A 23,915-nucleotide genomic window follows, 5' to 3' on the forward strand; every position below is an offset into this window, starting at 1 on the left:
GACCGGCCGTGACGACGACTTTGACGAAGCCCGAGCCCCACGACGCCGCGCCCACCGCCGCCCGAGTGCGGCGCCCCCGGTCCGCGCGGGCCGGCGGGCAGATGCACGGCGGTCCGATCGCGTACGTGATCCTCGCCGTGTTCACGTTCGGCTCGCTGTTCCCGCTGGTGTGGACCGCGATCGCCGCCTCCCGTGACAACCAGCGGCTGGCGCAGACCCCGCCGCCCTTCTGGTTCGGCTCCAACCTCTTCAAGAACCTGGACATCGCCTGGAACGACGCCAACCTCGGCAAGGCGTTCGTCAACACGACGATCGTGGCCGGGACGTCGGCGGCGACGATCGTCTTCCTGTCGACGATCGCCGGCTTCGCCTTCGCCAAGCTCCGCTTCCGGGGCCGCGGCGCGATGATGCTGATCGTCATCGGCACGATGATGGTGCCGCCGCAGCTCAGCATCATCCCGCTGTACATGATGGTGGCGAAGCTGGAGTGGACCGACCAGCTCCAGGCGGTGATCCTGCCCTCGCTGGTCAGCGCGTTCGGTGTGTTCTTCATGCGGCAGTACCTGATCCAGGCGCTGCCGGACGAGATCATCGAGGCGGCCCGGGTGGACGGCGCGAGCAGTTGGCGTGTGGTGTGGCACGTGGTGTTCCCCGCGGCGCGCCCGGCGATGGCCGTGCTCGGCATGCTGATGTTCGTCCAGACGTGGAACGACTTCCTGTGGCCGTTCCTGGTGCTCAGCCAGACCGGCAACCCGACCGTGCAGGTCGCGGTCGCGGGCCTCGGCCGCGGCTACACCCCCGACCAGTCCCTGATCATGGCGGGCGCGCTGCTGGGCACGCTGCCGCTGCTGCTGGTCTTCGCGATCTTCGGCAAGCAGATCGTGGGCGGCATCATGCAGGGCGCGGTGAAGGGCTGACGCCGCCCGCCGCACGACCCGAGGGGGTCGGGCCACCGTCGCCCCGGCCCCCGTCCCGCACGTCGCACTTCTTCCCCCCAACTCGTCGGTCCGTCTCGGCGGACCTCGACGACCTTCCATGGGAGCGCTTCCATGACTGAGTCCGCACAGCCGGCCACCCCGGTGACCACGGCCGCCCCGGTGACCACGACCGCCCCGGTGACCACGACCGCCCCGGTGACCACGGTGGCCCCGGCGACCCCGGTGACCCCGGTGGCTTTTCCTCCCGCCTTCCTCTGGGGCGCGGCGACCTCCGCGTACCAGATTGAGGGGGCGGTGCGGGAGGACGGCCGTACGCCCTCCATCTGGGACACCTTCAGCCATACGCCGGGAAAGACGGCCGGCGGCGAGACCGGTGACATCGCTGTCGACCACTACCACCGCTACCGCGACGACGTGGCGCTGATGGCGGACCTGGGCCTGTCGGCGTACCGCTTCTCGATCTCCTGGTCGCGGGTCCAGCCGACCGGCCGCGGCCCCGCCGTGCAGGTGGGCCTGGACTTCTACCGCCGTCTGGTGGACGAGCTGCTCGCCAAGGGCATCAAGCCGGCCGTCACCCTCTACCACTGGGACCTTCCGCAGGAGCTGGAGGACGCGGGCGGCTGGCCGGAGCGGGACACCGCGTACCGGTTCGCCGAGTACGCGCAGATCGTCGGCGAGGCGCTCGGCGACCGCGTGGAGAACTGGATCACGCTCAACGAGCCCTGGTGCAGCGCCTTCCTCGGCTACGCGTCCGGCGTGCACGCGCCGGGCCGCACCGACCCGGTGGCCTCCCTGCGCGCCGCCCACCACCTCAACCTCGCCCACGGCCTGGGCACTTCGGCGCTGCGTTCGGTGATGCCGGCCCGCAACACGGTGGCGATCAGCCTCAACTCGTCGGTGGTACGCCCCCTTTCACCGACGCCGGCCGACCTGGCGGCGGTCCGCAAGATCGACGACCTGGCCAACGGGATCTTCCACGGCCCGATCCTGCGCGGCGCCTACCCCGAGACGCTGCTCGCCGCGACCCGGTCCCTGACGGACTGGTCGTACGTCCAGGACGGCGACCTGACGGCGATCCACCAGCCGCTGGACGCGCTGGGCCTGAACTACTACACGCCGACGCTGGTCTCCGCGGCCGAGGAGACTCTCCGGGGTCCGCGCACCGACGGTCACGGCGCGAGCGACCACTCGCCCTGGCCGGGCGCGGACGACGTCGCCTTCCACCAGACGCCGGGCGAGCGTACGGAGATGGGCTGGACGATCGACCCGACCGGCCTGCACGACCTGATCATGCGCTACACGAAGGACGCGCCGGGCCTGCCGCTCTACATCACCGAGAACGGCGCGGCCTACGACGACAAGCCCGACCCGGACGGCCGCGTCCACGACCCGGAGCGCGTCGCCTATCTGCACGGCCACCTCTCGGCTGTGCGGCGCGCGATCGCCGACGGGGCGGACGTACGGGGCTACTTCCTGTGGTCCCTGCTGGACAACTTCGAGTGGGCGTACGGCTACGAGAAGCGGTTCGGCGCGGTGTACGTCGACTACGCGACCCAGGCCCGCACCCCGAAGTCCAGCGCCCTCTGGTACGCCCGAGCGGCCCGCACCGGCACCCTCCCCGACCCCACCGAGACCACCTGACCCGACTCCGGGGCAGGGGAATGGGAGGGGGGCGCGACAGACTGTGGGGGTCTGCCGCGCCCCTTGGGCGAGGGCTTCTCCCGTGTCCTGCGATCAGTGTTCTCCCAGTTCGAACCACGTCGCCTTGCCGCCGGACGGGCCGTGGGTGCAGATGCCCCAGGCGGTGGAGCCGGTGGAGATCAGGTGCATGCCGCGGCCGTGCTCCTCGTCGGGGGTCGCGGTGCGGAGGGCGGGCAGGCCCGGGGCCCGGTCGTGGACGAGGACGCGGAGACGGTGGTGGGGGTCGGTCCATCCGGCGTGGAGGGTGACGGGGGTGGTGCAGCCCTTGTCGGCACAGGCGTTGATCGCGTTGGTCACGGCCTCCGAGGTGAGGAGAACGGCCGTGTCGGCGAGTTCGGGCCGCCGGGAGCCGACGAGCAGCGTCCGAACGGCCTCCCGGGCGGCGCGGACCCATACGGGGTGGGGCGGGAAGGTGAGGGAGACGTGGGGTGGGTCTTCCATGGGGGCTCCTGTGTCGAGGGGGGCGACCTGTCGCCGAAAGTAGGGCCACGCGTGGGAGAGTTACAACCGTGTACGGCCGCTTCCCCTCTCACGGGTGACACCGTCGCAAGCCGGTGGACGGCCGCGCCGAGGTCCCGGCACACTGCGCACCGGCCCCAGGGAAGGACCACATGCCACCGAGGACGAGCCCCAGCGAGCGCCAGCGGCGTCTGGGCGCGGAACTGCGCAAACTGCGCGTCCGGGCCGGGATGTCGGGTGACACCGCCGCCGGCCTGATCGGCGCCGAGCGCACCCGGATCAGTCACATCGAGCGCGGACGCGTCGACGTCCCGCGCAACGGCCTCTACAAGCTGCTCCGCGCCTACCGGTGCCCCGAGGGCGCGTACTTCGACAGCCTGATGGACATGGCCCACGAGAGCGGACGCGGCTGGTGGAACGGCTTCAGCGACACCATCGGCCCGGCGGGCCGGGACCTGGCCGAACTGGAATCCCGCTCGACCGCGCTGCGCACCCACGAGCCTCTCCTCATCCCCGGCTTGCTCCAGACCGGGGAGTACGCCCGGGCTGTGCTGGACGCGACCGAGGCAGACCCTCAACGAGCAGACCGATACGCCCAGTTCCGCCAGGCACGACAGCGCGTCCTGACCGGCGAATCCGCGGTGGCCTACCACGCGGTGGTCTACGAAGCGGCGCTGCACACTCGTGTGGGCGGAGCGGCAGTCATGCGCAGACAGCTCCTGCGACTGATCGAGGTCTCCCGGCTGCCCAACGTGACCGTACAGGTGTACCCCTTCGAGGCGGGGAACTACGCTGCGCACACGCAGGCATTCGTCATCTACGACACCACGGCACCCGAACTGGGCACGGTCTACCTGGAACATCCGACGCAATCCCACTTCCTGCGGGATGGAGACCAACTCGGCGAGTACGCCAAGATGTTCGGACGGCTCTCTGAACTGGCGTTGGCCCCGATCGACCCGGAAGCGGCGCCGGAGTCACACGAGTCACGGGACTCACTGAGCCTCGTCCAGCACGTGATGTACACCCTGTGAGAGGACCTTCATGCCCCAACTGGCCTGGCAGAAGTCGTCGTTCAGCTCGGGCGGCGAGGGCAACTGCGTAGAGCTGGCCGCATCGCCCTCCTCCCGCATCCACCTCCGTGAGAGCGACCACCCCCACGACACGGCCGCCGCCACACCCCACGCCCTCGCGCATCTGCTCCACGCGGTCAAGCGTGGGGACCTCCCGGTCTGAGGGGCGTCAGCGTTCCGTCGGGGACTGCTCGCCGGTGATCAGGACCGTGCCGGACGGGGTCGTTGGCGTTCTCGGGGTCAGGGTGAGGGTGATCCGCTGGGTTTCCGCGTGGCCGTATCTGCCGGAGGCGCCCGCGTCGATCACCCACAGGCGTACCTTCGCGTCGGCGCCCGCCTCGCGGGTCACCGCGACGGACGCCTCGATCTCGACCGGGCCGAGTTCGAAGCGGAGCGCCTCGCCCTCGCCGTCCGCCAGGGCCGTGTTCAGTTGGGTTCTCAACTCGCGGATCATGTCGGCGAGTTCGATCATCGCTCCCCCTTGTGGCTCGTCACCGCAGGACCGTCAGGGCCACCACGGTGACCAATGCAACTACAGTCAGCGCGGCCCAGACCAGAGCGGTCACCCGTTCCTTGCTCGGGCGGCGGTGGACCACGATCCCGCCGGGGCCGGGGTAGGCGTAGTACACCCGGTCGGGATCGGCCCGCAGGGCCACCCGGGCGAGCGGCAGATGGCGGAGCGTGACGCGGCGCAGGATCTCGCCGTCCTTCACCGCGAGCAGCGGCGCGGCCAGCTTGCGGTGCTCGTCGTCGAGGAAGTCGGGGAGTTCCTCGCCGACGTCGCGCAGGGTGCGGTGGTTCCACTGGTCGGTGCGGACCCGGAGGAAGGCCGGCGCGGACACCTTCGTCTCCTCCCGGTCGGGCGTGTGGGTGATGACGCCCTGGGTCCACACGGTGAAGCGGCCGGTGCCGCCGCACGCCTCGTCCCGCACCCGCCGCGCGCCCTTGCAGTCCGCGCAGGGGGCCAGACCGGTCCCCGAGCAGACCGCGCAGGTGGTCTGCCGCCGGCCGCGACAGCTCGGGCAGGCCACGTCCGGGCGCCGGCACCGTGAGCAGGTGGCCCGCTCCACCTCCGCCGCGTCCGGGCGGGGCGCGGCGGCGGCACGGGCCCGGCGGCTGCGCGGATGCCCGGTGCCGTCGCACTCCCAGCAGGTGTCGGGGCCGCCGTGGCAGACCGCGCACTCGACATCCCGGGGGCAGTCCCGGCCGCCGCGCCCCTCGCAGGTGGCGCAGTCCTTCCGGCCGTCCTCGCAGTCCGGGCATTCCAGCTCGTCCAGCGAACCCTCGCGGACGAGTTCGTACCGCTTCGCAAGCCCCGGGTGCGCGGGCGGCGGGACGGTGTACGCGTCGAGATCGGTGTACGTCGGCTGCCGCGCCGGGCCTGCGCGCCGCCCCTTCTCCTTGCGGGACGTCTCCTCCCGGCGCTCGATCGACCGCAGGACCTGGCAGTCGAACAGCGACTGCCAGGAGAAGTCCGCCGTACCGGCCGCGGTGACGTGGACGCCCCCGCCGCGCCGGGCGATGTGCCGTTCGACGGCCTTGAGGATCTCTTCCCTGGACGGTGCCGTGGCCAACGCCGTTCCCCCTCGCCGCCGGAAGACGCGTGCAGGAGGAGCAGGCTAGGAGCACGGCACGGCCACGACAAGAGCGCCTCGTCACGGCAAGAGGCGCCCTGGTCACGTCACTTGTACGCGGCGAACGCCTTCGCGAAGGCGGAGTCGCTCTGGAGGATCGAGCTGCACGTGGCGTCGGCCTGGTTCTTGGTGCCGCCCGGGCACTGCTTGTCCCGGGTGACCGACCACATCGACAGCCAGCCGAGCCCCTTGGCCTTGGCGAACGCGACGAGCTGGGTGGCGTCCTCGACCTTGAATATCTCGGTGACGACGTCGTTCACGCCGATCATCGGCGTCACCGCGACGGTCTTCCACGCCGCGCTCTCGCTGAGCCCGAGCACGCTCTTGACCTGTGCCTGCGTCGCGGTGGCGGCCTGCTCGGCGTACGTGCCCATGTCCCCGCTGTACGCCGGGCCGTAGTCCATCGCCATGATGTTGACGGTGGCGATCCCCACGCCGTTGGCCTTCGCGTCGGCGAGCAGGCTCACGCCGTCCTGGGTCAGCCCCTCGGGCATCACGGGGAGGGTGTAGGAGACGTCGAGGCCGGGGTGGCTGCGCTGGAGCCGGGCGATGGCCTGGGCGCGGCGGGTGTTCGCGGCGGCGTTCGGCAGGGCGCCGCCCTCGACGTCGAAGTCGACCTTGGTCAGCCCGTAGGCGTCCACGACCTTGGTGTACGCCGCCGCCAGCGCGTCCACCGAGGTGCAGGTGGTGGCCAGTTCGGAGCCGGCCGCGCCGCCGAAGGAGACCCGGACGTCACCGCCCTTGGCGCGCAGCGCGCCGATCTGCGAGGCGACGCCGTCGCTCGCGAGGTCGGTGACCCCGCCCCACTTCGGTGTGCAGCCGCCGCCGTCGGTGACGAAGGCGAGGTTGTACTCCTTCACGCCGGTCGCCGCCGTGTGCGCGAGCAGGTCGAAGGCCGGGTAGAGGGAGGTGTCGACGAACGGGGCGAAGCCGGCGGAGGCGGTCGTGCCGGTGCCGCCGGTGGGGGTCCCGCCGGAGCTGGGGCTCGCACTGGCGCTCGGGCTCGCGCTCGCACTCGGGCTGGCGCTCGCACTGGGGCTCGCGCTCGGGGAGGGTGCCGTCGTCGGCCTGCCGCTGGGCTCGGGCGTGGCACCGCCGTCCGCCGAACACGACGTGCCGTCGATCCGGCAACCGACCGGATCCGCCGTGCCGTTGACGACGAACCCGACGGTGACCGACTCCCCGGCGGCGAGCCCGTCGGTGTCCCAGGACGGCGGGCTCACGGTGATGTGCTGCCCGCTCGCCTTCGACTCGGCGTTCCACAGAGAGCCGAGCTTCGTCCCGGACGGCAGGTCGAACTCCAGCTTCCAATCGCCCTTGGTCGCACCGCTGTTGTTGGTGACGACGTACTGCGCGGTGTACCCGGTCGACCAGTCGCTGGTCCTGGTGTAGGCCGCCCCGATCCCGGCCGCCTGCGCGGTCCCTGTCACCAGGACGACCGCGCCGCCGACCACCGCCGCGGCGACCGCCCCGCCGATCACCTTGTTCCGACCACTGACCCTGCGCCGGTGCGTACTCATGGGCTGCCTGCCTTCACTGTTCACGGGGTGGGACGCGGCAGCACGCTAGCGATCCCGAACCCGGCAAATCGCCCGACAGGGACGGCCGTCGACGGCCTTAGGGCGCGCTTAAGGAGCACATCGGGGGCGGTTAAAAGATCGTGACTGACCGAGTTCGGACGACAGCGATCGTGATTGATCAAAAGCCGTCCGGCGCCAGGCCCCGGGTCACCCGGCCGCCGCCGCCCGTCTCCGTCTGCGCATCGCCCCCCGGTGCCCCCTGCGGACCGGCTCGCGGCCGTCGAGCTGGAGCCACAGACGTATCTCCGTGCCGCCGAGGACCGACGAGCCGATCCGGACGTCACCGCCGGTGGACTCGGCGAGCCGGCGCACGATGTCCAGGCCCAGCCCCGTCGAGCCGGCCGCGCCCGAACCCCGGCCGCGCGCCATCGCCGTCTCGGGGTCGGGGATGCCGGGACCCGCGTCGGACACCAGGACGATCACCGCGTCGTCGCCGTTGTGCACGTCGACCGCGAAGGCGGTGCCCTCCGGGGTGTGCCGGAAGACATTGCCGAGCAGGGCGTCCAGCGCGGCGGCCAGATCGGCGCGGGCCACGGGTATCCGCACCGGACGGTCCACCCCGGCCGTGCGCACCTTGCGGCCCTCGTCCTCGGCGAGCGCCGACCAGAACGCCATCCGCTCCCGGACCACCTCGGCCGCGTCGCACCCGGCGCCCGGCCCGGCCGCCGCCGTCTGCGGCTTGGCCTCCCGGGCCGTACGGATGATGGTGTCGACCTCGCGCTCCAACTGGGCGACCGCGGTCCTGGTCTGCTCGGCGGCCGGAGAGTCGCCGAGCGAGGCCGCGTTCAGCCGGAGCACGGTCAGCGGGGTGCGCAGCCGGTGGGACAGGTCCGCCGCCAACTCCCGTTCGTTCGCCAGGAGCTGGACCACCTGGTCGGCCATCGAGTTGAACGCCACGGCCGCCAGCCGCAGTTCGGTCGGCCCCTCCTCGGGCACCCGCGCCCCGAGCTTGCCCTCCCCCAGTTCGTGCGCGCCCTCGACCAGGCGCTGGGCCGGCTGCACCATGCGCACGCCCAGCCGGTCGGCGACCGCGACCGAGCCGACCACCAGGCCCGCCCCGACGGCCGCGAGCACCGCCCAGGCCGTGGCCACGCCGTTGCTCACCGCGGACTCGGGGACGAACACCTCGATCACGACCGTGCCCAGGCTGAGCGCGACCGGCTGGAGCAGCGCGGACCCGCCGGGCACCTCGGCGGTGGAGGCCCGGCCCAGCTTCCGTACGGCGGCGATGTCGGCGTCGGCGGCGCGCTGCCGGCCGAGGTCGACGGCGCCCCGGCCGTCACCCGCCGGGATGTGCACCGCCATCCCGTCGTCCGAGCCGGCCGAGGCCACGACCCGCTCCAACTGCTCGCGGTCGATGGTGATGGACAGCGCCGGGACCACGACCGCCGCCTCCCGCTCGGCGTTGGAGAACGCGCGGTCGCGGGCCATCTCCTTGATGACCAGACCGAGCGGCACCGCGAAGGCGACCACGACCATCGCGGTGACCGCCAGACAGACCTTGACCAGGGCCCATCTCATCCCGCCCACCCCGCTTCCGCCGGCGGCTCCAGCTTCACGCCGACACCGCGCAGGGTGTGCAGATAGCGCGGCCGGGCCGCCGTCTCGCCCAGTTTCCGGCGCAGCCAGGACAGATGGACGTCGATGGTCTGGTCGTCGCCGTAGGACTGCTGCCACACCTCGGCCAGCAGTTCCCGGCGCGGTACGACCACCCCGGGCCGCCCGGCGAGGAACGCCAGGAGGTCGAACTCGCGCCGGGTCAGGTCGAGTCGGGCGCCGTCCAGCTCGGCCTGGCGGCGCAGCGGATCGACCGTCAGGCCGCCGACCCGGATGACCGAGGAGGGCGGGGCCTCGCCGGCGGCGGAGCGGGAGCGGCGCAGCACGGCCGCCATCCGCGCCGACAGGTGCTCCACGGAGAACGGCTTGGTCAGGTAGTCGTCCGCGCCCGCGTTGAGCAGGCGGACGATCTCCGTCTCGTCGTCGCGCGCGGTCGCGATGATGACCGGGACGTCGGTGATGCTACGCAGCATCTTCAACGCCTCGGAGCCGTCCAGGTCGGGCAGTCCGAGGTCCAGGACGACCACGTCGAAACGGAAATGGGCGACCTCGCGCAGCGCCTCCAGGGCTGTCCCGACGCTGCGCACGGTGTGCGAGGCGTCGGTCAGATGCCGGATGAGCGCCGAGCGTACGAACTGGTCGTCCTCGACCACGAGCACACTTGCCATGCGCCGCACCGTACGCCATGCCGACGAGCCCGGTCGGGGCCTGTGGACAACTCCCGCCTTGTGGACAACCGGTGACCCGGCAGGCGACACCCGTGGGGCGGGTGGGGCAAGATGGCCCGCGATGCGCAGAGGACTCGTACACGTACTGGCCTGGCTGCTCGCCACGGGCGCGGCGGTCACGCTGTCGTGGTGGGGTGTCCACACCGTGATGGCGGGCACGGCCTACGATCCTCCGCGCGCCCTTCCGCTGACGGCGGCGGAGGCGACCGCGACCTCGCAGGACTCCCGGCCGCTGCCCTCCGGGAACAGCGTGGCCTCTCCCTCCCCCGGCCCGTCGCGCGGCCCGGCCACGAAGACCCCGGCGCCGAGCCGCACCCCCGACGCCTCCGCGTCGCCGTCGCCGAGTGCCGCGTCCTCCTCCCCCGCCGCCTCCGCCGGGACGGTCAAGAGCTACGACACCGACGGCGGGCGGGTCGTCTTCGACCTGCGGAAGACCTACGCGACGCTCGTCTCGGCGACGCCGGGCGCGGGCTGGTCGATGCAGGTGTGGAAGACGGAGGCGTGGATCCGGGTGGAGTTCGCCTCGGGCGCGGACCGGGTGTCGGTCTTCTGCACCTGGCACGACGGCCCGCCCCGGGTCGAGGTGGGCACGTACTGACAGGGGCGGTGGGGTCTCAGCGGAACACCGAGGGCGGTGGCGCCGGGGAGGCGACCGCCGACGCGTCCGTGACCGGTACCGCCCCGCCGGTGAAGTCGGTGAGCGCCCGGCCGTGTTCGACCCGGCCGGGGTGCGGGTCGGAGGCGGCCCTGCGGGTCAGTTCCGCGACCGGCAGCGGCAGGTCGGAGGCGACGAGGACCGCATTGCCGAAGCGTTTCCCCCGCAGCACCGTCGGGTCGGCGACGAGCGCCAGTTCGGCGAACCGGGCGGCGGCGGTGGCGATCTGGCCGCGCAGATGGGCGAGCGGCGGACCGTCCGCGAGGTTGGCGGCGTAACTTCCGCCCGGCTTCAGGGTTCTGCGGACCTCGTCGAGGAACTCGACGGAGGTGAGGTGGGCGGGGGTGCGGGCGCCGCTGAACACATCGGATATGACGAGGTCGGCCCAGCCGTCCGGGATCTTGCCGAGGCCCTCCCGCGCGTCGAGGGAGCGCACCCGGATCCGCGCGCCCGGGTCCAGCGGCAGCCGTTCGCGCACGAGCCGCACGAGCGCGGCGTCCCGCTCGACGACCTGCTGGGTGGAACGGGGCCGGGTGGCGGCGACATAGCGGGCCAGGGTGAGGGCGCCGCCGCCGAGGTGCACGACGTGCAGGGGGCGGCCGGGCGGTGCGGTGAGGTCGATGACATGGCCGATGCGGCGCTGGTACTCGAAGGAGAGATGGGCCGGGTCGTCCAGGTCGACGTGCGACTGCGGCGCGTCGTCAAGAAGCAGTGTCCAGGCCCGCGCCCGGTCCGGATCGGGCACGAATCGCGCCGACCCGCCGTCGACGGCCTCGGGGGCGGCGGCCCCGGCGTCCCGCTCCCGGTCCCGCTCACGCCGGCTGCTGCTCCTGGACTTTCCCATACGTCCATGGTCGCAGGCCGGGGAGGGCTCACGGGCGGCGCCGGTCCATGGGGGACCGCGTCGGCTCAGCGCAGAGCGGGCGTCACCGGCAACTGTCCGCCGCCTCGATCAGCCGGGCCGCCTCCCCGAGGGCGCGGCGCAGGACCGCGGGGTCCGTCGCGAGGTCCGCCTCGCCGGGCGGCACCAGCCAGTCCGAGCCCGCCACCGGCTCGGGGGCGAGTCTCAGTCCCCGGCCGTCGGTCCCGGTGCAGACGCTGCCGGGGACGTCCCAGGCGGCCGCGGTGCCGGGCGGCACGAGGAAGGCGAGCGTGTCGTCGCCGTCGTCGTGCAGGACGGGCCCCACCACCTCCCCGTCCCCCCGCCGCAGGATGTCGACCGCCTCCAGACCCTGCCGGGTCGGCACCGTCACGAGGTCGCACGCCGTCACCGACGACGTACAGAAATCGTTGCTCTGGCTGGTCTCCATCCCGGCCTCCACCGCGCAGCCCGCCTGTCGTCCACAGCATTCAACGCGTCACGTCGTCAACGGCTACGGCGGAAGTCCGCCGCAAAGGATGGCAGTTCATGGCAGATCCCGGATGAGATATCCGGTTTGTAGCCAAACACCGCATGGCGGCCCGATCGCAGCAGGTACGTTCTTGCCCGCCGGACATCAGGGTGATCACGTCGGAAATCGGTCGACCCGCCCCGATCCCGGCATGGTTCGACGGTTCGCACGAGAGGACCCGGCCATGGCGTCGTCGACGGTGACCCCACCCCGGCCCAACCGGCCATCCCGACCCAACCTCGCCTTCCGGCACCTGCGCGGACAGCGCTCGCCGGCCGAGTTCGCCGCGCTCGTGCGGCGGGCCGCGCGTGAGATCGGCGAGCGGGTGAGCTGTGACGCGCGCTACATCGGGCGGGTCGAGGCGGGCGAGATCCGCTGTCCCAACTACGCGTACGAGCGGGTGTTCCTGCACATGTTCCCCGGCCGCACGCTCACCGATCTGGGCTTCGCGCCCCGCTCCTCCGTCCGCGGACGCGGGGCGCGCGCCCCGGAGGTCACGCCCGGTCCGCACACCATGAGCCCCGCGCACCTCACGGGTGAGGCGCGTGCGGCGGGTGAGACGCGCGGGGCGTACGAGCCGTATGACACGCAGAACCCGTACGACACGCACCACAACGACGAGGAGAGCGACGTGCTGCGTCGCGCATTCATGACGGGCGGAGGCGCCGCCGTGGCCGCCGTCTCGCTGGGCCCGCTGGGGCCACTGGGGTTCACCGCCGACGCCGTCGCGGCGGAGCGCCGGGTCCGCCCGGTGGGGGCCCGGGAGGCGAGCGCCCTGGAGGAGGCGGTCCGCAGGATCCGGCTGCTGGACGACCGGCACGGCGCCGACGGCCTCTACCGGCGGGCGGCCGCACCCCTGCGGGCCGCGTACGCGCTGCTGGACGCCGGGGCGACCCGGCAGGCCACCGCCGAACGGCTGCACTCCGGCGCCGGGGAGCTGGCGATCTCCGTGGGCTGGCTGGCCCATGACTCGGGCCGTTTCGAGGACGCGCGCTCGCACTACGCCGAGGCCCTCGCCACCGCCCGGATGACCGGCGACCAGGCACTGGAGGCGCACGCCTTCTGCAACACGGCGTTCCTCGCGCGCGACGCCGGGCGCCCCCGTGAGGCGGTGCGCGCCGCGCAGGCCGCGCAGCGCGTCGCGCGCCCCCTCGGCTCACCCCGGCTGATGTCCCTGCTGGCGCTGCGCGAGGCGGGCGGCTGGGCCGGGCTCGCCGACCGGGCCGGCTGCGAACAGGCTCTGATCCGCGCCCAGGCCCTCTTCGGACAGGGCTCGCGCGACGACGACCCCGAGTGGATGAGCTTCTACGGCGAGGCCGAGCTGGAGGGCCTGGAGGCGCAGTGCTGGTCGACGCTGGGCGACTGGGGGCGGGCGGCCCGGCACGCGAGCCGGGCGGCGGAACTCCAGGACCCGCACTTCACCCGGAACATCGCGCTCTACACGGCCGAGCTGGCGGACGACCTCGCGCGCGGGGGGCGCCCCGACGAGGCGGCGACGGCGGGACTGCGGGTGCTGGACCTGCTGGACCAGGTCCAGTCGTCGCGGGTGCAGGGGATGCTGGACGGCACCGCGCGCGTGCTGGCGCCGCACCGGCGGGCGAGCGGGGTGTCGGCCTTCCTGGAACGGCACACCTCGGCCGCCTCGGCACCCGGGGAACGGCAGCGGGTACCGGCGCCGCGCAGCGCGTAGCCCCCTCGTGGCGCGGAGGAACCGGCCCGGAGGAGCCAGCCCGGCGGTCAGCCCGCCAGGTGTCCCAGGTCGTTCCAGCTCTCCACGGCCGGCTCTCCGTAGGCCCATCCCAGGACGGACAGCGAGGTCGGGTTCAGCCGGATCCGGGCCGCGAAGTCCAGCGGCAGCCCCAGCCACCGCGCCCCGATCGACCGGAGGATGTGGCCGTGGGCGAAGACCAGCACGTCCCGGTCGCCGGACCGCGCCCAGGCCACGACCTCGTCCGCGCGGGCGGTGACCTCGGCGAGGGACTCGCCCCCGGGGACGCCGTCGCGCCAGATCAGCCAGCCCGGCCGGACCGCCTGGATCTGGGCGGGGGTCATGCCCTCGTAGGCGCCGTAGTCCCACTCCATGAGCGTGTCCCAGGTGCCGGCGCGCTCGCCGAAGCCCGCCAGCTCGCACGTCTCCCGCGCGCGTGCCAGCGGGCTGGTGCGTATCTCGACGTCGTCCAGGCCGTCGAACGGCGCCCGGTGCAGCCGTTCGCCCAGCAGCTTCGCTCCCCGGCGGCCCTCCTCCAGGAGGGGCACGTCGGTCCTGCCGGTGTGCTTGCCGGACAGCGACCACTCCGTCTGTCCGTGCCGGGCCAGCAGGATGCGCGGTGCCATGGGGGACCTTTCCGGGACGACCCCGAGGGGAATCGGGGAGAAATCGGGGGCGGGACCCCTCCATCATCGCGCACCCTGGGAGGGGGCAACCCGGGGGGCGATCTCAGCGTCTTTGAGTGCCGGGGGGGCGCTCGGACCGGGCGCGTTCGTACGACGTAAAGTGGCTCGTTCCGCGCGCCGCACGACATGAAGGGGGAGGCGATCGGATTGCCGCAGACCGAGACACCGGGCACCGAGGCGGCCCCACGCACCCGGCTGCGCTGGTGGACCGAGCTGCCGTTGATCCTGCTGGTGTACGCCTGCTACTCGGCGGGCCGGCTGCTGGCGCGGGGCGACGTGACGACCGCCGTCGACCACGGCCTGGCGATCCTGCGCTTCGAGAAGGCCCTGTACCTCAACGCCGAGCACCCGCTGAACCGCCTGTTCACGCGCGAGGCGTGGCTCGGCGTCCCGGCCGACTTCTGGTACGCCTCGCTGCACTACGTGGTCACCCCGGCGGTCCTGGTCTGGCTGTTCCGCTCGCGCGCGGAGATCTACCGGGCGGCCCGCACCTGGCTGATGACGTCGACCTTCATAGGTCTGATCGGCTTCACCCTGCTGCCGACCTGCCCGCCCCGGCTGCTGGCCGAGAGCCACGGCTTCGTGGACACGATGGCCCAGTACAGCTCGTACGGCTGGTGGGGCGGCGAGGCGAGCGCCCCGCGCGGGATGGGCGGCATGACCAACCAGTACGCGGCGATGCCGAGCCTGCACGTGGGCTGGGCGCTGTGGTGCGGTGTGATCCTGTGGCGGCACGGCGGCACCCGGCTGGCGAAGACCGCCGCGATCGTGTACCCGCTGGTGACGACGATCGTGGTGATGGGCACCGCCAACCACTACTTCCTCGACGCGGCCGCGGGCGCGGCCGTGATGGGTGCCGGCCTGCTGCTGGCCCCGCTCGTGATGCGTGCGGCCGACCGGGTCAAGGCGGCCTTCGCGGCCCGCTCCACGGCCCTCGGTGCCGTCGCCGTCCCGTCCGTCCCGGCGGACTCCCCGGCCGCATCCGCCTCGATTGTCAGTGCCGGATGCCAGACTTCCACGGGTGAGCGAATTCCACGGCAGCGCGACTCAGGGTTCGGGTCCGGAACCGAACCCGGTGCCTCCCCCTCGGACCAGGGGGACGGCGCTCCGGCAGCGGCTCGCTGAGCTGCGCGGCCCCGACGTCCCGGCGAAGGCGCTGGACGCCCGGGCCCTCGCGGCGCTCGCCGCGAACCCGGGCTGCAAGCGCCGCGCCCTGCTCGACGGCGCCGGGGTGAACAAGGCGGCACTGGCCGGCGCGCTCGGCTCGCCGTCGGCCTTCGGGCAGTCCCAGTTCGCCCTCACCCGCGGCAACGCCTTCGAGGCGAAGGTGAAGGCGGACGGCGGCGCCGAGCTGCTCCGCCTGGTGCACGAACGGCTGGATCCGGGGGCCGAGCCCCCGGCCTCCGCGAGCGTCCCCGACCTCACCGCGTCCGGCCCCGAGGGCCGTACCGCGCGGACGGCCCTGGCGCTGCGCGAGGCGACCGGTCCCGCGCGCGGCACCTGGACCCTGCTCGACCACCCGATGCTCGCGCTGGAGGTGGCCGGCTCCCCCGCCTTCCTGGAGCCGGACGCCGTGGTGGTGCACCCGGACGGCACCTGGACCGTCGTGGAGATCAAGTCCTTCCCGATGCTGGACGGCTCCGCGGACCCCGCGAAGGTCGGCGCGGCCGCCCGGCAGGCCGCCGTCTACGTGCTGGCCCTGGAGGAGGTCGCCGCCCGGCTCGACCCCGCGCCGAAGGTCCGCCACCGGGTGCTGCTGGTCTGCCCCAAGGACTTCTCCAACCTGCCGACGGCGTCCGCCGTGGACGTGCGCAAGCAGCGCGCGGTCACCAGCCGCCAGCTCGCCCGGCTCACCCGCATCCAGGACATCGCCGACGCGCTCCCCGAGGGCGTCTGCTTCTCCCCCGAGCTGCCCGCCGAGCAGCTCACGGCGGCCGTCGCGGCCGTCCCTGCGACCTACGCGCCCGAGTGCCTGGCCGCGTGCGAGCTGGCGTTCCACTGCCGGGACCGGGCCCGCGCGGCCGGCGCGGTGACCAGCCTGGGCCGGTCCGTCCGCGCCGACCTGGGCGGGCTGAGCCGGGTCGACGACGTCCTGGCGGCCGCGCGCGGCGAGGCCGGGGACCCCGAGGACCCGGCCGTCGCCGCCCTGCGCCGGGCCGCCCGGCTGCGCGCCGAGGCACTGGGGGCGATGTGTCCCTGATCGCCTCCCTCGCCCGTCTCGAGGCCCTGACCACCGGCCGCGCCCAGCCCGCCGCCACCGTCCGGCACCGGCATCTCTCCGACCGGCCGCTGGTCTTCGTACCGCTGACCACCGCCGGTGAGGCGGGCGCCCCGCTCGGCGCACTCGTCGGCACCGACCGGGACGCGCCGCGGCTGCTCGCCGTGCCGCAGCCGCGCGACCGCGACCTCAGGTTCGCGTTCCTGGCCGAACTGGCCGACGTGGTGCTGCCGTACATCGACTCCTACGCCGACGGCGTGGAGGCCGCCGAGCGCACCGACACCGACCCCGAGACCGGCAAGCGCGTCAAGGTCGAGGTCGAGCTGTGCTCCGACGCGCCACAGCTCGTCGTGCCGAGCCGCGCGGGCGTCGAGTACGTCCGCCTCCTCGGCCGCTCGATGCGCTTCCGGCGGACGGCGGAGCAGGACCCGGAGACCCCGTATCCCGCGCCCCCGCGCGTGCCGCTGCTCGGCCGGTGGCTGACCCACTTCGGGGAGCGGGCGCGGGTGCCCGGCTCGTCGCTGCTCCTCGCGCTCACCGACGTGCTCGGCCGGCACTGGGCGACCGGACAGTCCGGCCTGGAGGACCAGCACCTGGGCGCGCTGCTCTCCTGGATCGCCCCGCCGGACGGCGCGACGGGCGCCGAGGCGGCGCTGCGCGCGGAGCTGGCGCGGGACGCGGGCGGGCAGTTGCTGTGCCCGCCGGCCGGTCCGGCCACCGACCCGGCGTTCGACAACAAGCTGCTCGCCCCGGCCATCGAGCGCTACGACCGCGCGCGGACCGCCCTCGCGGCCGCGGAGGACGGCCTGGAGGCCGACGACCGGCTGGGCGCGCTGACCGGCGCCGAGCGGGAGATCCGCGAGCTGGTGCGCAGCCGCACGCTGCCCACCTGGGAGCGGGTGTGGGAGGGCCTCGACCTGCTGCGGGCGCTGCCCGAGGGGGCGCATGTCGAGGAGCGGTGGACCCGCGACCGCTGGTCGTTCACCGGCCACCGGGACCGGGTCGTGGCCGGCGAGCCCCCGCAGCCGCGCCGGGACGACGCGGTGACCGCCGCGAACAAACTGGCCACGCGCGAACGGGAGCAGGCCCGGCTGGAGGCGCAGGAGGCGCTGGACGACCCGCTGGTGATGGCGGGGCGGCGGCTCGCCGGGGAGGCGTTCGCGGGCGAGGTCGTGGACGTCGTGATGGCGTACAGCGAGGGGAAGCGGCCCAGTCCGCGCCCGCTGGTGACCGTCCGCACGGACGACCGGCCGCATCTCGCCGAGCGGGCGAAGGTGTTCCGGTCGCTGGGCGGGAAGCCGCAGGCGGCGGAGTTCGTGGAGCGGCCCGCCGAGGATCTGCTGGTGCTGCGGATCGTGGACAAGATGGGCCGCGGCAAGGAGCCCGAGCCGGGGTCGGTGCCCGAGAAGGGCGACCGGCTCTGTCTCACGCTGTTCGAGCACGAGCAGCGCGGCGGCGCGAAGCTGCCGGACCCGGAGGAGACGCCGTGGACGCACGGCGGTCCGCCCGGGGAGCGGGCCCCCGAGGCCCCCGACTCCGTCACCCGGGAGGACGTCCTGTGACCACCGAGGAAGCCGTCGAGAGAGGCGCGGCGGGGGCCGTGGCGGGGGCCACCGAGTCCGTCCTCGACCCCGGTACCGCCGCCGGACGCGCGACGGACGCGATCCTGCGGGACACCCTGCACGGCACCGCGCGCGGGGTGGTCGTCGACTCCCCGCCCGGGGCCGGCAAGTCCACGCTCGTGGTCCGCGCGGCGCTGGAACTCGCCGACGCGGGGCGCCCCCTGATGGTGGTCGCGCAGACCAACGCGCAGGTGGACGACCTGGTGCTGCGGCTCGCCGAGAAGAGCCCCGGGCTGCCGGTGGGCCGGCTGCACAGCAGTGACGCCGACCCCTACGACAAGGCGCTCGACGCGCTGGACAACGTCCGCAAGTCGGCGAAGGCCGCCGATCTCGCCGGGCTGCCGGTCGTCATCTCCACGGCGGCCAAGTGGGCGCATGTGAAGGTCGACGAGCCGTGGCGGCACGCGATCGTGGACGAGGCGTACCAGATGCGCTCGGACGGGCTGCTGGCGGTGGCCGGGCTGTTCGAGCGGGCGCTGTTCGTGGGCGACCCGGGGCAGCTCGACCCGTTCGCGATCGTGGGCAGCGAGCAGTGGGCGGGCCTGTCGTACGACCCGTCGGCCTCGGCGGTGACGACCCTGCTGGCCCACAACCCCGAACTGCCGCAGCACCGGCTGCCGGTGTCCTGGCGGCTCCCGGCGTCGGCGGCGCCGCTGGTCTCGGACGCCTTCTACCCGTACACCCCGTTCCGCAGCGGCACCGGGCACGGCGACCGCCGGCTCTCCTTCGCCGTGCCCTCGGACGGCTCCGGTCCCGACCGGGTGATCGACGAGGCGGCGGAGTCCGGCTGGGGCCTGCTGGAGCTGCCCGCGCGGCACACGCCCCGCACCGACCCGGAGGCGGTCCGGGCGGTGGCCGTCGTCGTACGGCGGCTCCTCGACCGGGGCGGCGCGGCGACGTCGGAGCGCTCACCGGACCCGAGCCCGCTGACGGCGGACCGGGTGGCCGTCGGCACCGCCCACCGCGACCAGGCGGCGGCGGTGCGGGCCGCGCTGGCCGAGCTGGGGGTGACGGACGTGACCGTGGACACCGCGAACCGGCTCCAGGGCATGGAGTTCGACGTCACGGTCGTCCTCCACCCGCTGTCAGGCCGCCCCGACGCCACCGCCTTCCACCTGGAGACCGGCCGCCTGTGCGTCCTGACCTCCCGCCACCGGCACGCGTGCGTGGTGGTCTGCCGCGCGGGCGTCGGCGACCTCCTCGACGACTACCCGTCCACGGAACCGGTCCAACTGGGAACGCTGGTGAAGTTCCCGGACGGCTGGGAGGCGAACCACGCGGTCCTGGCGCACCTCGGGGAACATCGGGTGCGGTGGAGACCCTGACCTCCCCGGCGACCGCCGCACCGACGCCCGCCGCACACGCCACCCGACCCTGGCCGCTCCATCTCCGGCGATGCAACCCGCGGCCCCTCCACCGCCCTCCCGCCGGACGGCGTCCGGCACGCCGCCGGAGGCGGCCGATGAATACAGCCCCGACGGCTGGGAGGCGAACCACGCGGTGCTGGCGCACCTCGCGGAGTATCGCGTGCGGTGAAGTCCCTGATTCAGGCCGCCCGGCGGGTGCCGTCGGGTACGGCGGGGTACTGCCGGTCGGCGATCTTCTCGTGGGTGCGGCAGACGGCTATGACGGCGTCGTAGCCGACGGTGAGGGCGGTCAGTCCGAGGGTCATGAGGGTGTCGTCCTGGTGCAGGGTGTGGGTGAAGTGCAGGGTGGCGGTGGTGGCGATGGCCGGCAGGGCCAGGCTGCCCGCGGGGCGGCGGACGGCTTTCGCCGTGCGGAACCACGTGGTCCACACGTCCTTGGGCGGGACGACGCTGAAACGCCATCCGGTGGTCGGGGCCGGCTCGTCGGTGACGAGGTTGAGGTGGTCGGTCACTGCACTGTCCTTGGGGGGAAGGGGGCGGTGGTCAGATGTCCTCGTCGCCGAAGTCGCCGAGGTCTCCGAAGGCGTCGAAGTCGAAGTCGAAGCCGAAGAGGTCGTCCTCGTAGGCCATGTCGAAGGGCGCATCGAGCGGGTGCGTCCGCTCGGCCAGGTGTCGCTCGCGGGCGAGGACGCGTGTGGCGCGCTTGATGGCCCACAGGTCGCGGGCGATGACGTGTTCTTCACCGAAGGGGATCTCGCCGGTGAGGGCTTTGTAGAGGTGACGGCTGGCGTCCCAGGGCTTCTCGATGAGCCTGCCGCCGTCGACGCGGACGGCCATGCCATGACCGACGGCGACGGGAAGTATCGCGGAGTTGAGGACGTGCTCGGTGAAGTGGACGGCGACGGGCACGGCGCCGCCGAGGACGGCCCGGGCGATGGCAGAACTGGTGTCACGGGGAAAGATGGGTTCCGCGTAGTGCCTGCTCAGCCCGGGTGCGAGATGCTCCAGGGCTTGGGGCAGGACGATGTGGTCGGGGTCGGGATCGGCGACCAGGGGTTCGCCGGTCATCGCCTGCCAGCCGTCGGCGAGGGTCAGACGCCAGGAGCCGGAGCAGTCCGACAGCAGCGCGGCGCCGGCGGTGACGACGGCGGCGTGGAGCGGCCGGCCCGGAACGAACGTGATGATCGACAGGGACGCGGCGGTGCCGTCGGTGGTGGACAGCCAACGGCGCAGGCATCCGCTGTCGGAGACGGACACGACGGGCTCACCCCGGGCGACACGCGCCCGGAAGGCCAGCATGCGTTCGTCCAGGCAGCCGTCGGCGCCGAGCACGGTCACCGGCCGGCCAGCGACGTTGGACACCGCGCGCAGGTTCTTCTCCACAGCATCGGTGAGACGGCGCCTGGCCCGGACGGCCTTGCCGACCCAGTATTCGGTCTGGCCGGGGACGCCCGAAGGCGGCAGGTCCTGGGCGGGTTCCTGCCCTCGGGCCGTCTCCCGCCTCAAGGCGTCCAGTTCTAGGAGCGCGGCGTGCGCGGCGCGGGCCGTCACTCCGTCCGCGCCGAGGGGAGCCGACCGTCCGTCACCGTCAAAGGGGAAGTGCAAGCGAACTCCTTGTCCAGGTACGCGCGTACCGTCGCCGCGCGTACGCGCCGAACCGCCTCATACCGATGCCAGGTCGCACCAGCGCCCGGCGAGATCGGCGGTGGGCTGCCGTACGGGCCCCAGCCCGGCGTCCTCCGCCGCCAGCCGACCCACCGCGTCCCGCACCGCCGCCTCCGGCACGGCCCGCCCGGGCGGCAGGACGTAGCGGACGGCGGTGCCCAACAGCGGGTCGGCGTCCACCCGTTCGGCCCGGTGGTCGACCGGCATGTAGCCGTCCCAGCCCAGGTCGCGGAGATCGCCTATCTGATGCGCCCAGTGCCTGGCGTCCCGCAGCTCGCTGCGGCTGAGGTGCATCAGATACAGGCACAGCGCGCCGGTGACACTGCCCGCCCCGGCCGCGTACTCCCACCAGAACTGGGCGCCGCCGTCCGGCTCGGCGACATAGAGCAGGCAGGCGAAGGCCAGCGCGCCGTCGGGTTCGCGGTGGTCGTCGAACGCCGTGACCCGGCCGACGGCCCCCGGGTCGCGGATGACGGCGCGGGCCAGCAGACGCAGGTCGGTCGTCGCCCGTTCGTGCCGGACCGCCGGCCGGGTGGACGGCACCGCCGTGTCGTCCAGGGCTCGCTCCCAGCGCAGCTCGTTGACCCTACGGGCCACCGTCTCCCGCGCGGCTTCCAGGTCCGCGCGGGTGTACGAGCCCTGGAGGACACGGGCCCGGTCGAGGATGTCGTTGATGGTGCGCAGGGAGCGAGTCATGGGGCTCTCCTTCTGGTCGTCTTCGCGTGGTCTTCTAGTCGTCGGGGTCGGGGTCGAGCTGACAGCCCATGGCGGCCGCCAGCCGCTCCTTGGCGTTGCGGCGGGTCGAGCGGACCGTCGCCGGACTGACGCCCATGATCAGAGCCGTGTCCCTGGTGCTGAAACCCAGCGCCTTCTGGAGCACGAGGACGTCGAAGTGGCGTTCGCTGAGCCGTGCCATGTGCTCGAACAGCTCGATGTCGTCCGCGAGTTCGCCGTCCCGGCATCCGTAGGCCGCGCGGAACCGTTCACGGAACGAGGCCAGGAACGGAGCCGCGGCGGCCTGGACGGCGCGGCTGAAGGCGAGCGTCTCCGTCGCGGCCGGTGTGCGGCCCTGCTCCTCCAGTTCGGCGGCCACCCGGTCCTTCAGCAGCGACCAGGCGTAGTGGTCCGGATCGGGGGCCACATGGCGCCAGTCCATGGCGAGGTAGACGAAGGTCATGTCGACCAGATAGCGGCTGACGGCCTCGTCGCCGAGGTGGATCAGCGTGTACGCGTAGTACGCCGGGGCGTAGCGTGCGTGGAACTGCCAGAACTCCGGTGGCATGGAGTCGATGAGTTCGGCCATCGCCCTCTCCGCGTCGCCCTCCCGGCCTCCGGCCGGGGACGCGGTGGACGGGGGGCCGTGGTGAACCAGGGTGCCCGGGCGCCCTCCGGGCACGAGGGGCCGTGCCACGGTGCCGGGGGCGGGCGCGGGCGTGGAGCTGCCTACGTCGTCGTTCACAGAACCGGTGGTCCTTCCTCCTTCTTCAGCGGCGCCGTTGACCACGTCCGCCCCCCGTTCGGCGTGGGTCGCGCGCCTGAGCGTGATTGCTCTGAGAAACAGATAAGCGGACCGGAACGCCTGATCGTGCAGCCCTCCGGCCACGAGTTTTCAAGGACCCTCGCCCGACGGCACCCGGCGCACTTCTCGGCAGATTTGCAGTCGCGTAACGCCACGGATCGCCACCCCGGAAGCCGATGCGCCACCCCGTGCAAGCTGGCGCTCCACCGATTCATAGACAGTTCAACGAAAATTTGCGGGAAGGCGTAATTTCACGTGCAGTTGCAAGAGGTGACACAGGTCACTCAAATAGCGGCGGCGGGACGCCCACACCCCTTCAATACCTGCACAAAAACTGCGCGGCGAGCCGCCTTGACCCGCCCTCGCGAGGGGCCTTTGCGCGGGCGCGCACCACCTCTCCGCGCCCCCCCGGGCACACCTCGACGCGCCCGGGAAACAGCCGACGCGGAACGGCCCCACGCCGTGTCGACGGGCGCGTCCCGGGAAACAGGGAACATCGCGTGGCCTGAAAGCCTTGAGTGGCGGGGGCCCTGGGAAGCCTTCGACAAGCGGGCCCCGGAAGCCCCACGGACAGAACACGGAGCCGAGGGCCTCTTGCGGGGCCGGGGGACAATGGAAGGTGGTCCGCATTCGCAGCGTACGAGGAGGAGAAGACATGGCGGAGCCCACGCCGCGTCGGCACGAACCGCGGCTACGCCCCGCGCCCCTGCTCTTCGAGCCGGCGGAGGCGGCCGGCGATCCGGAGCACTTCTTCGATCTGGAGTCGATAGACGACCCCGGCGCGCTGCTGACGCGCGCGACGGAGCTGACGGTGGCGTTCCGGGCGGCGGCCGACCGGGCGGTGGAGTTCCAGGCGATGGCGGCGGCCCAGCTCGCCGACCCGCGCCGCTTCGACCGGCTGACGCACGCGGACATCGCCGAGCGGGCCGAGTGGACCGAGGACTACGCGAAGAAGATGGTCGAGTTCGGCCGGGACCTGCTGCGCGGCGACGCCGAGGGCCGGGGGCATCTCGACCCGCTGTAGGGCGCCAGCCCGTGGGGCACGATCCGGTGGGGCCACGATCCGTGGGCCACGTCCCGTGGGCCCGCGATCCGTGGGGTCACGACCCATGAGTTCACGACCCGTGGGGGCCGCGACCCGTGGGAACCACGACCGAGAGGTCACGACCCGAGAGGCACCATCCGTCGGGCACGATCCGTCGGGCACGATCCAGGGGGCCACGACCCGTGGGCCACGCCCCGTGGGGCCACGCCCCGAGAGGCATCATCCGGCAGGCACGATCCAGGGGGCCACGTCCCGTCGGGGCCGCGATCTGTGGGGCCCGCGACCCGTGGGGCCCGCGACCCGTGGGGCCCGCGACCCGTGGGGCCCGCGACCCGTGGGGCCGCGACCCGAGAGCCGCCACCCGTCGCG

24 protein-coding genes are annotated in these 23,915 nt (G+C 73.3%); 11 read left to right on the top strand and 13 right to left on the bottom strand.

Annotated elements, in window-relative coordinates; genetic code table 11:
* Positions 1 to 8 precede the first annotated feature (8 nt).
* Both G6W55_RS09595 and G6W55_RS09600 read left to right on the top strand, forming a co-directional pair.
* Entirely contained in the window at positions 9 to 917 is a 909-nt protein-coding gene (locus G6W55_RS09595) for a carbohydrate ABC transporter permease (RefSeq protein WP_175520369.1), read from the top strand.
* A 243-nt stretch (positions 918 to 1,160) separates the two neighbouring features.
* Entirely contained in the window at positions 1,161 to 2,579 is a 1,419-nt protein-coding gene (locus G6W55_RS09600) for a GH1 family beta-glucosidase (RefSeq protein ID WP_205069980.1), read from the top strand.
* Between the two features lie 93 nt (positions 2,580 to 2,672).
* Here the strand turns inward: G6W55_RS09600 and G6W55_RS09605 are convergent, their stop codons facing one another.
* On the bottom strand, positions 2,673 to 3,080 hold the full coding sequence (locus G6W55_RS09605) for an ATP-binding protein (protein ID WP_175520370.1): 408 nt from the start codon (positions 3,078 to 3,080) through the stop codon (positions 2,673 to 2,675).
* A gap of 170 nt (positions 3,081 to 3,250) precedes the next feature.
* Here G6W55_RS09605 and G6W55_RS09610 point away from each other — a divergent pair, with 170 nt between their 5' ends.
* Positions 3,251 to 4,132 carry a helix-turn-helix transcriptional regulator gene (locus G6W55_RS09610; protein WP_175520371.1) on the top strand — a complete coding sequence of 294 codons (882 nt, stop codon included), beginning with the start codon at positions 3,251 to 3,253 and terminating at the stop codon, positions 4,130 to 4,132.
* Between the two features lie 10 nt (positions 4,133 to 4,142).
* A complete protein-coding gene (locus tag G6W55_RS09615; RefSeq protein WP_175520372.1) occupies positions 4,143 to 4,334 on the top strand; it encodes a DUF397 domain-containing protein in 192 nt (63 codons plus the stop codon).
* Between the two features lie 6 nt (positions 4,335 to 4,340).
* Here G6W55_RS09615 and G6W55_RS09620 read toward each other — a convergent pair whose 3' ends face one another.
* The 5 genes from G6W55_RS09620 to G6W55_RS09640 all read right to left on the bottom strand — a co-directional run bounded on the left by G6W55_RS09620 (position 4,341) and on the right by G6W55_RS09640 (position 9,610).
* Positions 4,341 to 4,643: a trypco2 family protein gene (locus tag G6W55_RS09620; RefSeq protein ID WP_175520373.1), complete on the bottom strand. Its 303-nt coding sequence runs from the start codon at positions 4,641 to 4,643 to the stop codon at positions 4,341 to 4,343.
* A gap of 19 nt (positions 4,644 to 4,662) precedes the next feature.
* Positions 4,663 to 5,745: a hypothetical protein gene (locus G6W55_RS09625; protein WP_175520374.1), complete on the bottom strand. Its 1,083-nt coding sequence runs from the start codon at positions 5,743 to 5,745 to the stop codon at positions 4,663 to 4,665.
* Between the two features lie 107 nt (positions 5,746 to 5,852).
* Positions 5,853 to 7,325 (bottom strand): cellulose binding domain-containing protein, encoded by a 1,473-nt coding sequence (locus G6W55_RS09630; protein ID WP_175520375.1) that lies wholly within the window; start codon positions 7,323 to 7,325, stop codon positions 5,853 to 5,855.
* 207 nt (positions 7,326 to 7,532) lie between these two features.
* Positions 7,533 to 8,906, bottom strand: coding sequence for a HAMP domain-containing sensor histidine kinase (locus tag G6W55_RS09635; protein ID WP_175520376.1), 1,374 nt, complete (start codon positions 8,904 to 8,906; stop codon positions 7,533 to 7,535).
* Positions 8,903 to 9,610: a response regulator transcription factor gene (locus tag G6W55_RS09640; protein ID WP_030780012.1), complete on the bottom strand. Its 708-nt coding sequence runs from the start codon at positions 9,608 to 9,610 to the stop codon at positions 8,903 to 8,905. Before G6W55_RS09640 ends, G6W55_RS09635 begins: the two co-directional genes overlap by 4 nt.
* A 121-nt stretch (positions 9,611 to 9,731) precedes the next feature.
* Between G6W55_RS09640 and G6W55_RS09645 the strand changes: the two genes are divergently transcribed.
* Entirely contained in the window at positions 9,732 to 10,268 is a 537-nt protein-coding gene (locus G6W55_RS09645) for a hypothetical protein (RefSeq protein ID WP_175520377.1), read from the top strand.
* A 16-nt stretch (positions 10,269 to 10,284) separates the two neighbouring features.
* Here G6W55_RS09645 and G6W55_RS09650 read toward each other — a convergent pair whose 3' ends face one another.
* Both G6W55_RS09650 and G6W55_RS09655 read right to left on the bottom strand, forming a co-directional pair.
* On the bottom strand, positions 10,285 to 11,169 hold the full coding sequence (locus tag G6W55_RS09650; protein WP_175520378.1) for a spermidine synthase: 885 nt from the start codon (positions 11,167 to 11,169) through the stop codon (positions 10,285 to 10,287).
* Positions 11,170 to 11,251: 82 nt separating this feature from the next.
* Positions 11,252 to 11,635: a hypothetical protein gene (locus tag G6W55_RS09655; protein WP_175520379.1), complete on the bottom strand. Its 384-nt coding sequence runs from the start codon at positions 11,633 to 11,635 to the stop codon at positions 11,252 to 11,254.
* 265 nt (positions 11,636 to 11,900) lie between these two features.
* Between G6W55_RS09655 and G6W55_RS09660 the strand changes: the two genes are divergently transcribed.
* Complete coding sequence (locus G6W55_RS09660; RefSeq protein ID WP_175520380.1) at positions 11,901 to 13,406, top strand: hypothetical protein; 1,506 nt, start codon at positions 11,901 to 11,903, stop codon at positions 13,404 to 13,406.
* A gap of 47 nt (positions 13,407 to 13,453) precedes the next feature.
* Here G6W55_RS09660 and G6W55_RS09665 read toward each other — a convergent pair whose 3' ends face one another.
* On the bottom strand, positions 13,454 to 14,050 hold the full coding sequence (locus tag G6W55_RS09665) for a histidine phosphatase family protein (protein ID WP_175520381.1): 597 nt from the start codon (positions 14,048 to 14,050) through the stop codon (positions 13,454 to 13,456).
* 207 nt (positions 14,051 to 14,257) lie between these two features.
* Between G6W55_RS09665 and G6W55_RS09670 the strand changes: the two genes are divergently transcribed.
* From G6W55_RS09670 to G6W55_RS09685, 4 genes are read left to right on the top strand one after another with little or no spacing between them, the layout of a single operon-like run.
* Positions 14,258 to 15,235 (top strand): phosphatase PAP2 family protein, encoded by a 978-nt coding sequence (locus G6W55_RS09670; protein WP_175520382.1) that lies wholly within the window; start codon positions 14,258 to 14,260, stop codon positions 15,233 to 15,235.
* Entirely contained in the window at positions 15,186 to 16,310 is a 1,125-nt protein-coding gene (locus G6W55_RS09675) for a hypothetical protein (protein WP_175520383.1), read from the top strand. The genes G6W55_RS09670 and G6W55_RS09675 overlap by 50 nt, the downstream gene beginning before the upstream one ends.
* Positions 16,301 to 17,890 (top strand): hypothetical protein, encoded by a 1,590-nt coding sequence (locus G6W55_RS09680; protein WP_175520384.1) that lies wholly within the window; start codon positions 16,301 to 16,303, stop codon positions 17,888 to 17,890. The genes G6W55_RS09675 and G6W55_RS09680 overlap by 10 nt, the downstream gene beginning before the upstream one ends.
* A gap of 38 nt (positions 17,891 to 17,928) precedes the next feature.
* Positions 17,929 to 19,275, top strand: coding sequence for an AAA family ATPase (locus G6W55_RS09685; protein ID WP_175520510.1), 1,347 nt, complete (start codon positions 17,929 to 17,931; stop codon positions 19,273 to 19,275).
* Positions 19,276 to 19,496: 221 nt separating this feature from the next.
* Here the strand turns inward: G6W55_RS09685 and G6W55_RS09690 are convergent, their stop codons facing one another.
* From G6W55_RS09690 to G6W55_RS39385, 4 genes are read right to left on the bottom strand one after another with little or no spacing between them, the layout of a single operon-like run.
* Entirely contained in the window at positions 19,497 to 19,829 is a 333-nt protein-coding gene (locus G6W55_RS09690) for a hypothetical protein (protein WP_175520385.1), read from the bottom strand.
* Positions 19,830 to 19,860: 31 nt separating this feature from the next.
* Positions 19,861 to 20,922 carry a hypothetical protein gene (locus tag G6W55_RS09695; protein ID WP_175520386.1) on the bottom strand — a complete coding sequence of 354 codons (1,062 nt, stop codon included), beginning with the start codon at positions 20,920 to 20,922 and terminating at the stop codon, positions 19,861 to 19,863.
* A gap of 57 nt (positions 20,923 to 20,979) precedes the next feature.
* Positions 20,980 to 21,678, bottom strand: a complete 699-nt coding sequence (locus G6W55_RS09700; RefSeq protein WP_175520387.1) for a hypothetical protein — start codon at positions 21,676 to 21,678, stop codon at positions 20,980 to 20,982.
* Positions 21,679 to 21,712: 34 nt separating this feature from the next.
* Complete coding sequence (locus tag G6W55_RS39385; RefSeq protein WP_175520388.1) at positions 21,713 to 22,441, bottom strand: sigma factor-like helix-turn-helix DNA-binding protein; 729 nt, start codon at positions 22,439 to 22,441, stop codon at positions 21,713 to 21,715.
* Between the two features lie 715 nt (positions 22,442 to 23,156).
* Here G6W55_RS39385 and G6W55_RS09710 point away from each other — a divergent pair.
* Positions 23,157 to 23,525, top strand: coding sequence for a hypothetical protein (locus tag G6W55_RS09710; protein ID WP_175520389.1), 369 nt, complete (start codon positions 23,157 to 23,159; stop codon positions 23,523 to 23,525).
* Positions 23,526 to 23,915: the final 390 nt, after the last annotated feature.

The sequence above is a fragment of the Streptomyces sp. CAI-85 genome (assembly GCF_013363615.1).
Lineage (GTDB): Bacteria > Actinomycetota > Actinomycetes > Streptomycetales > Streptomycetaceae > Streptomyces > Streptomyces antibioticus_B.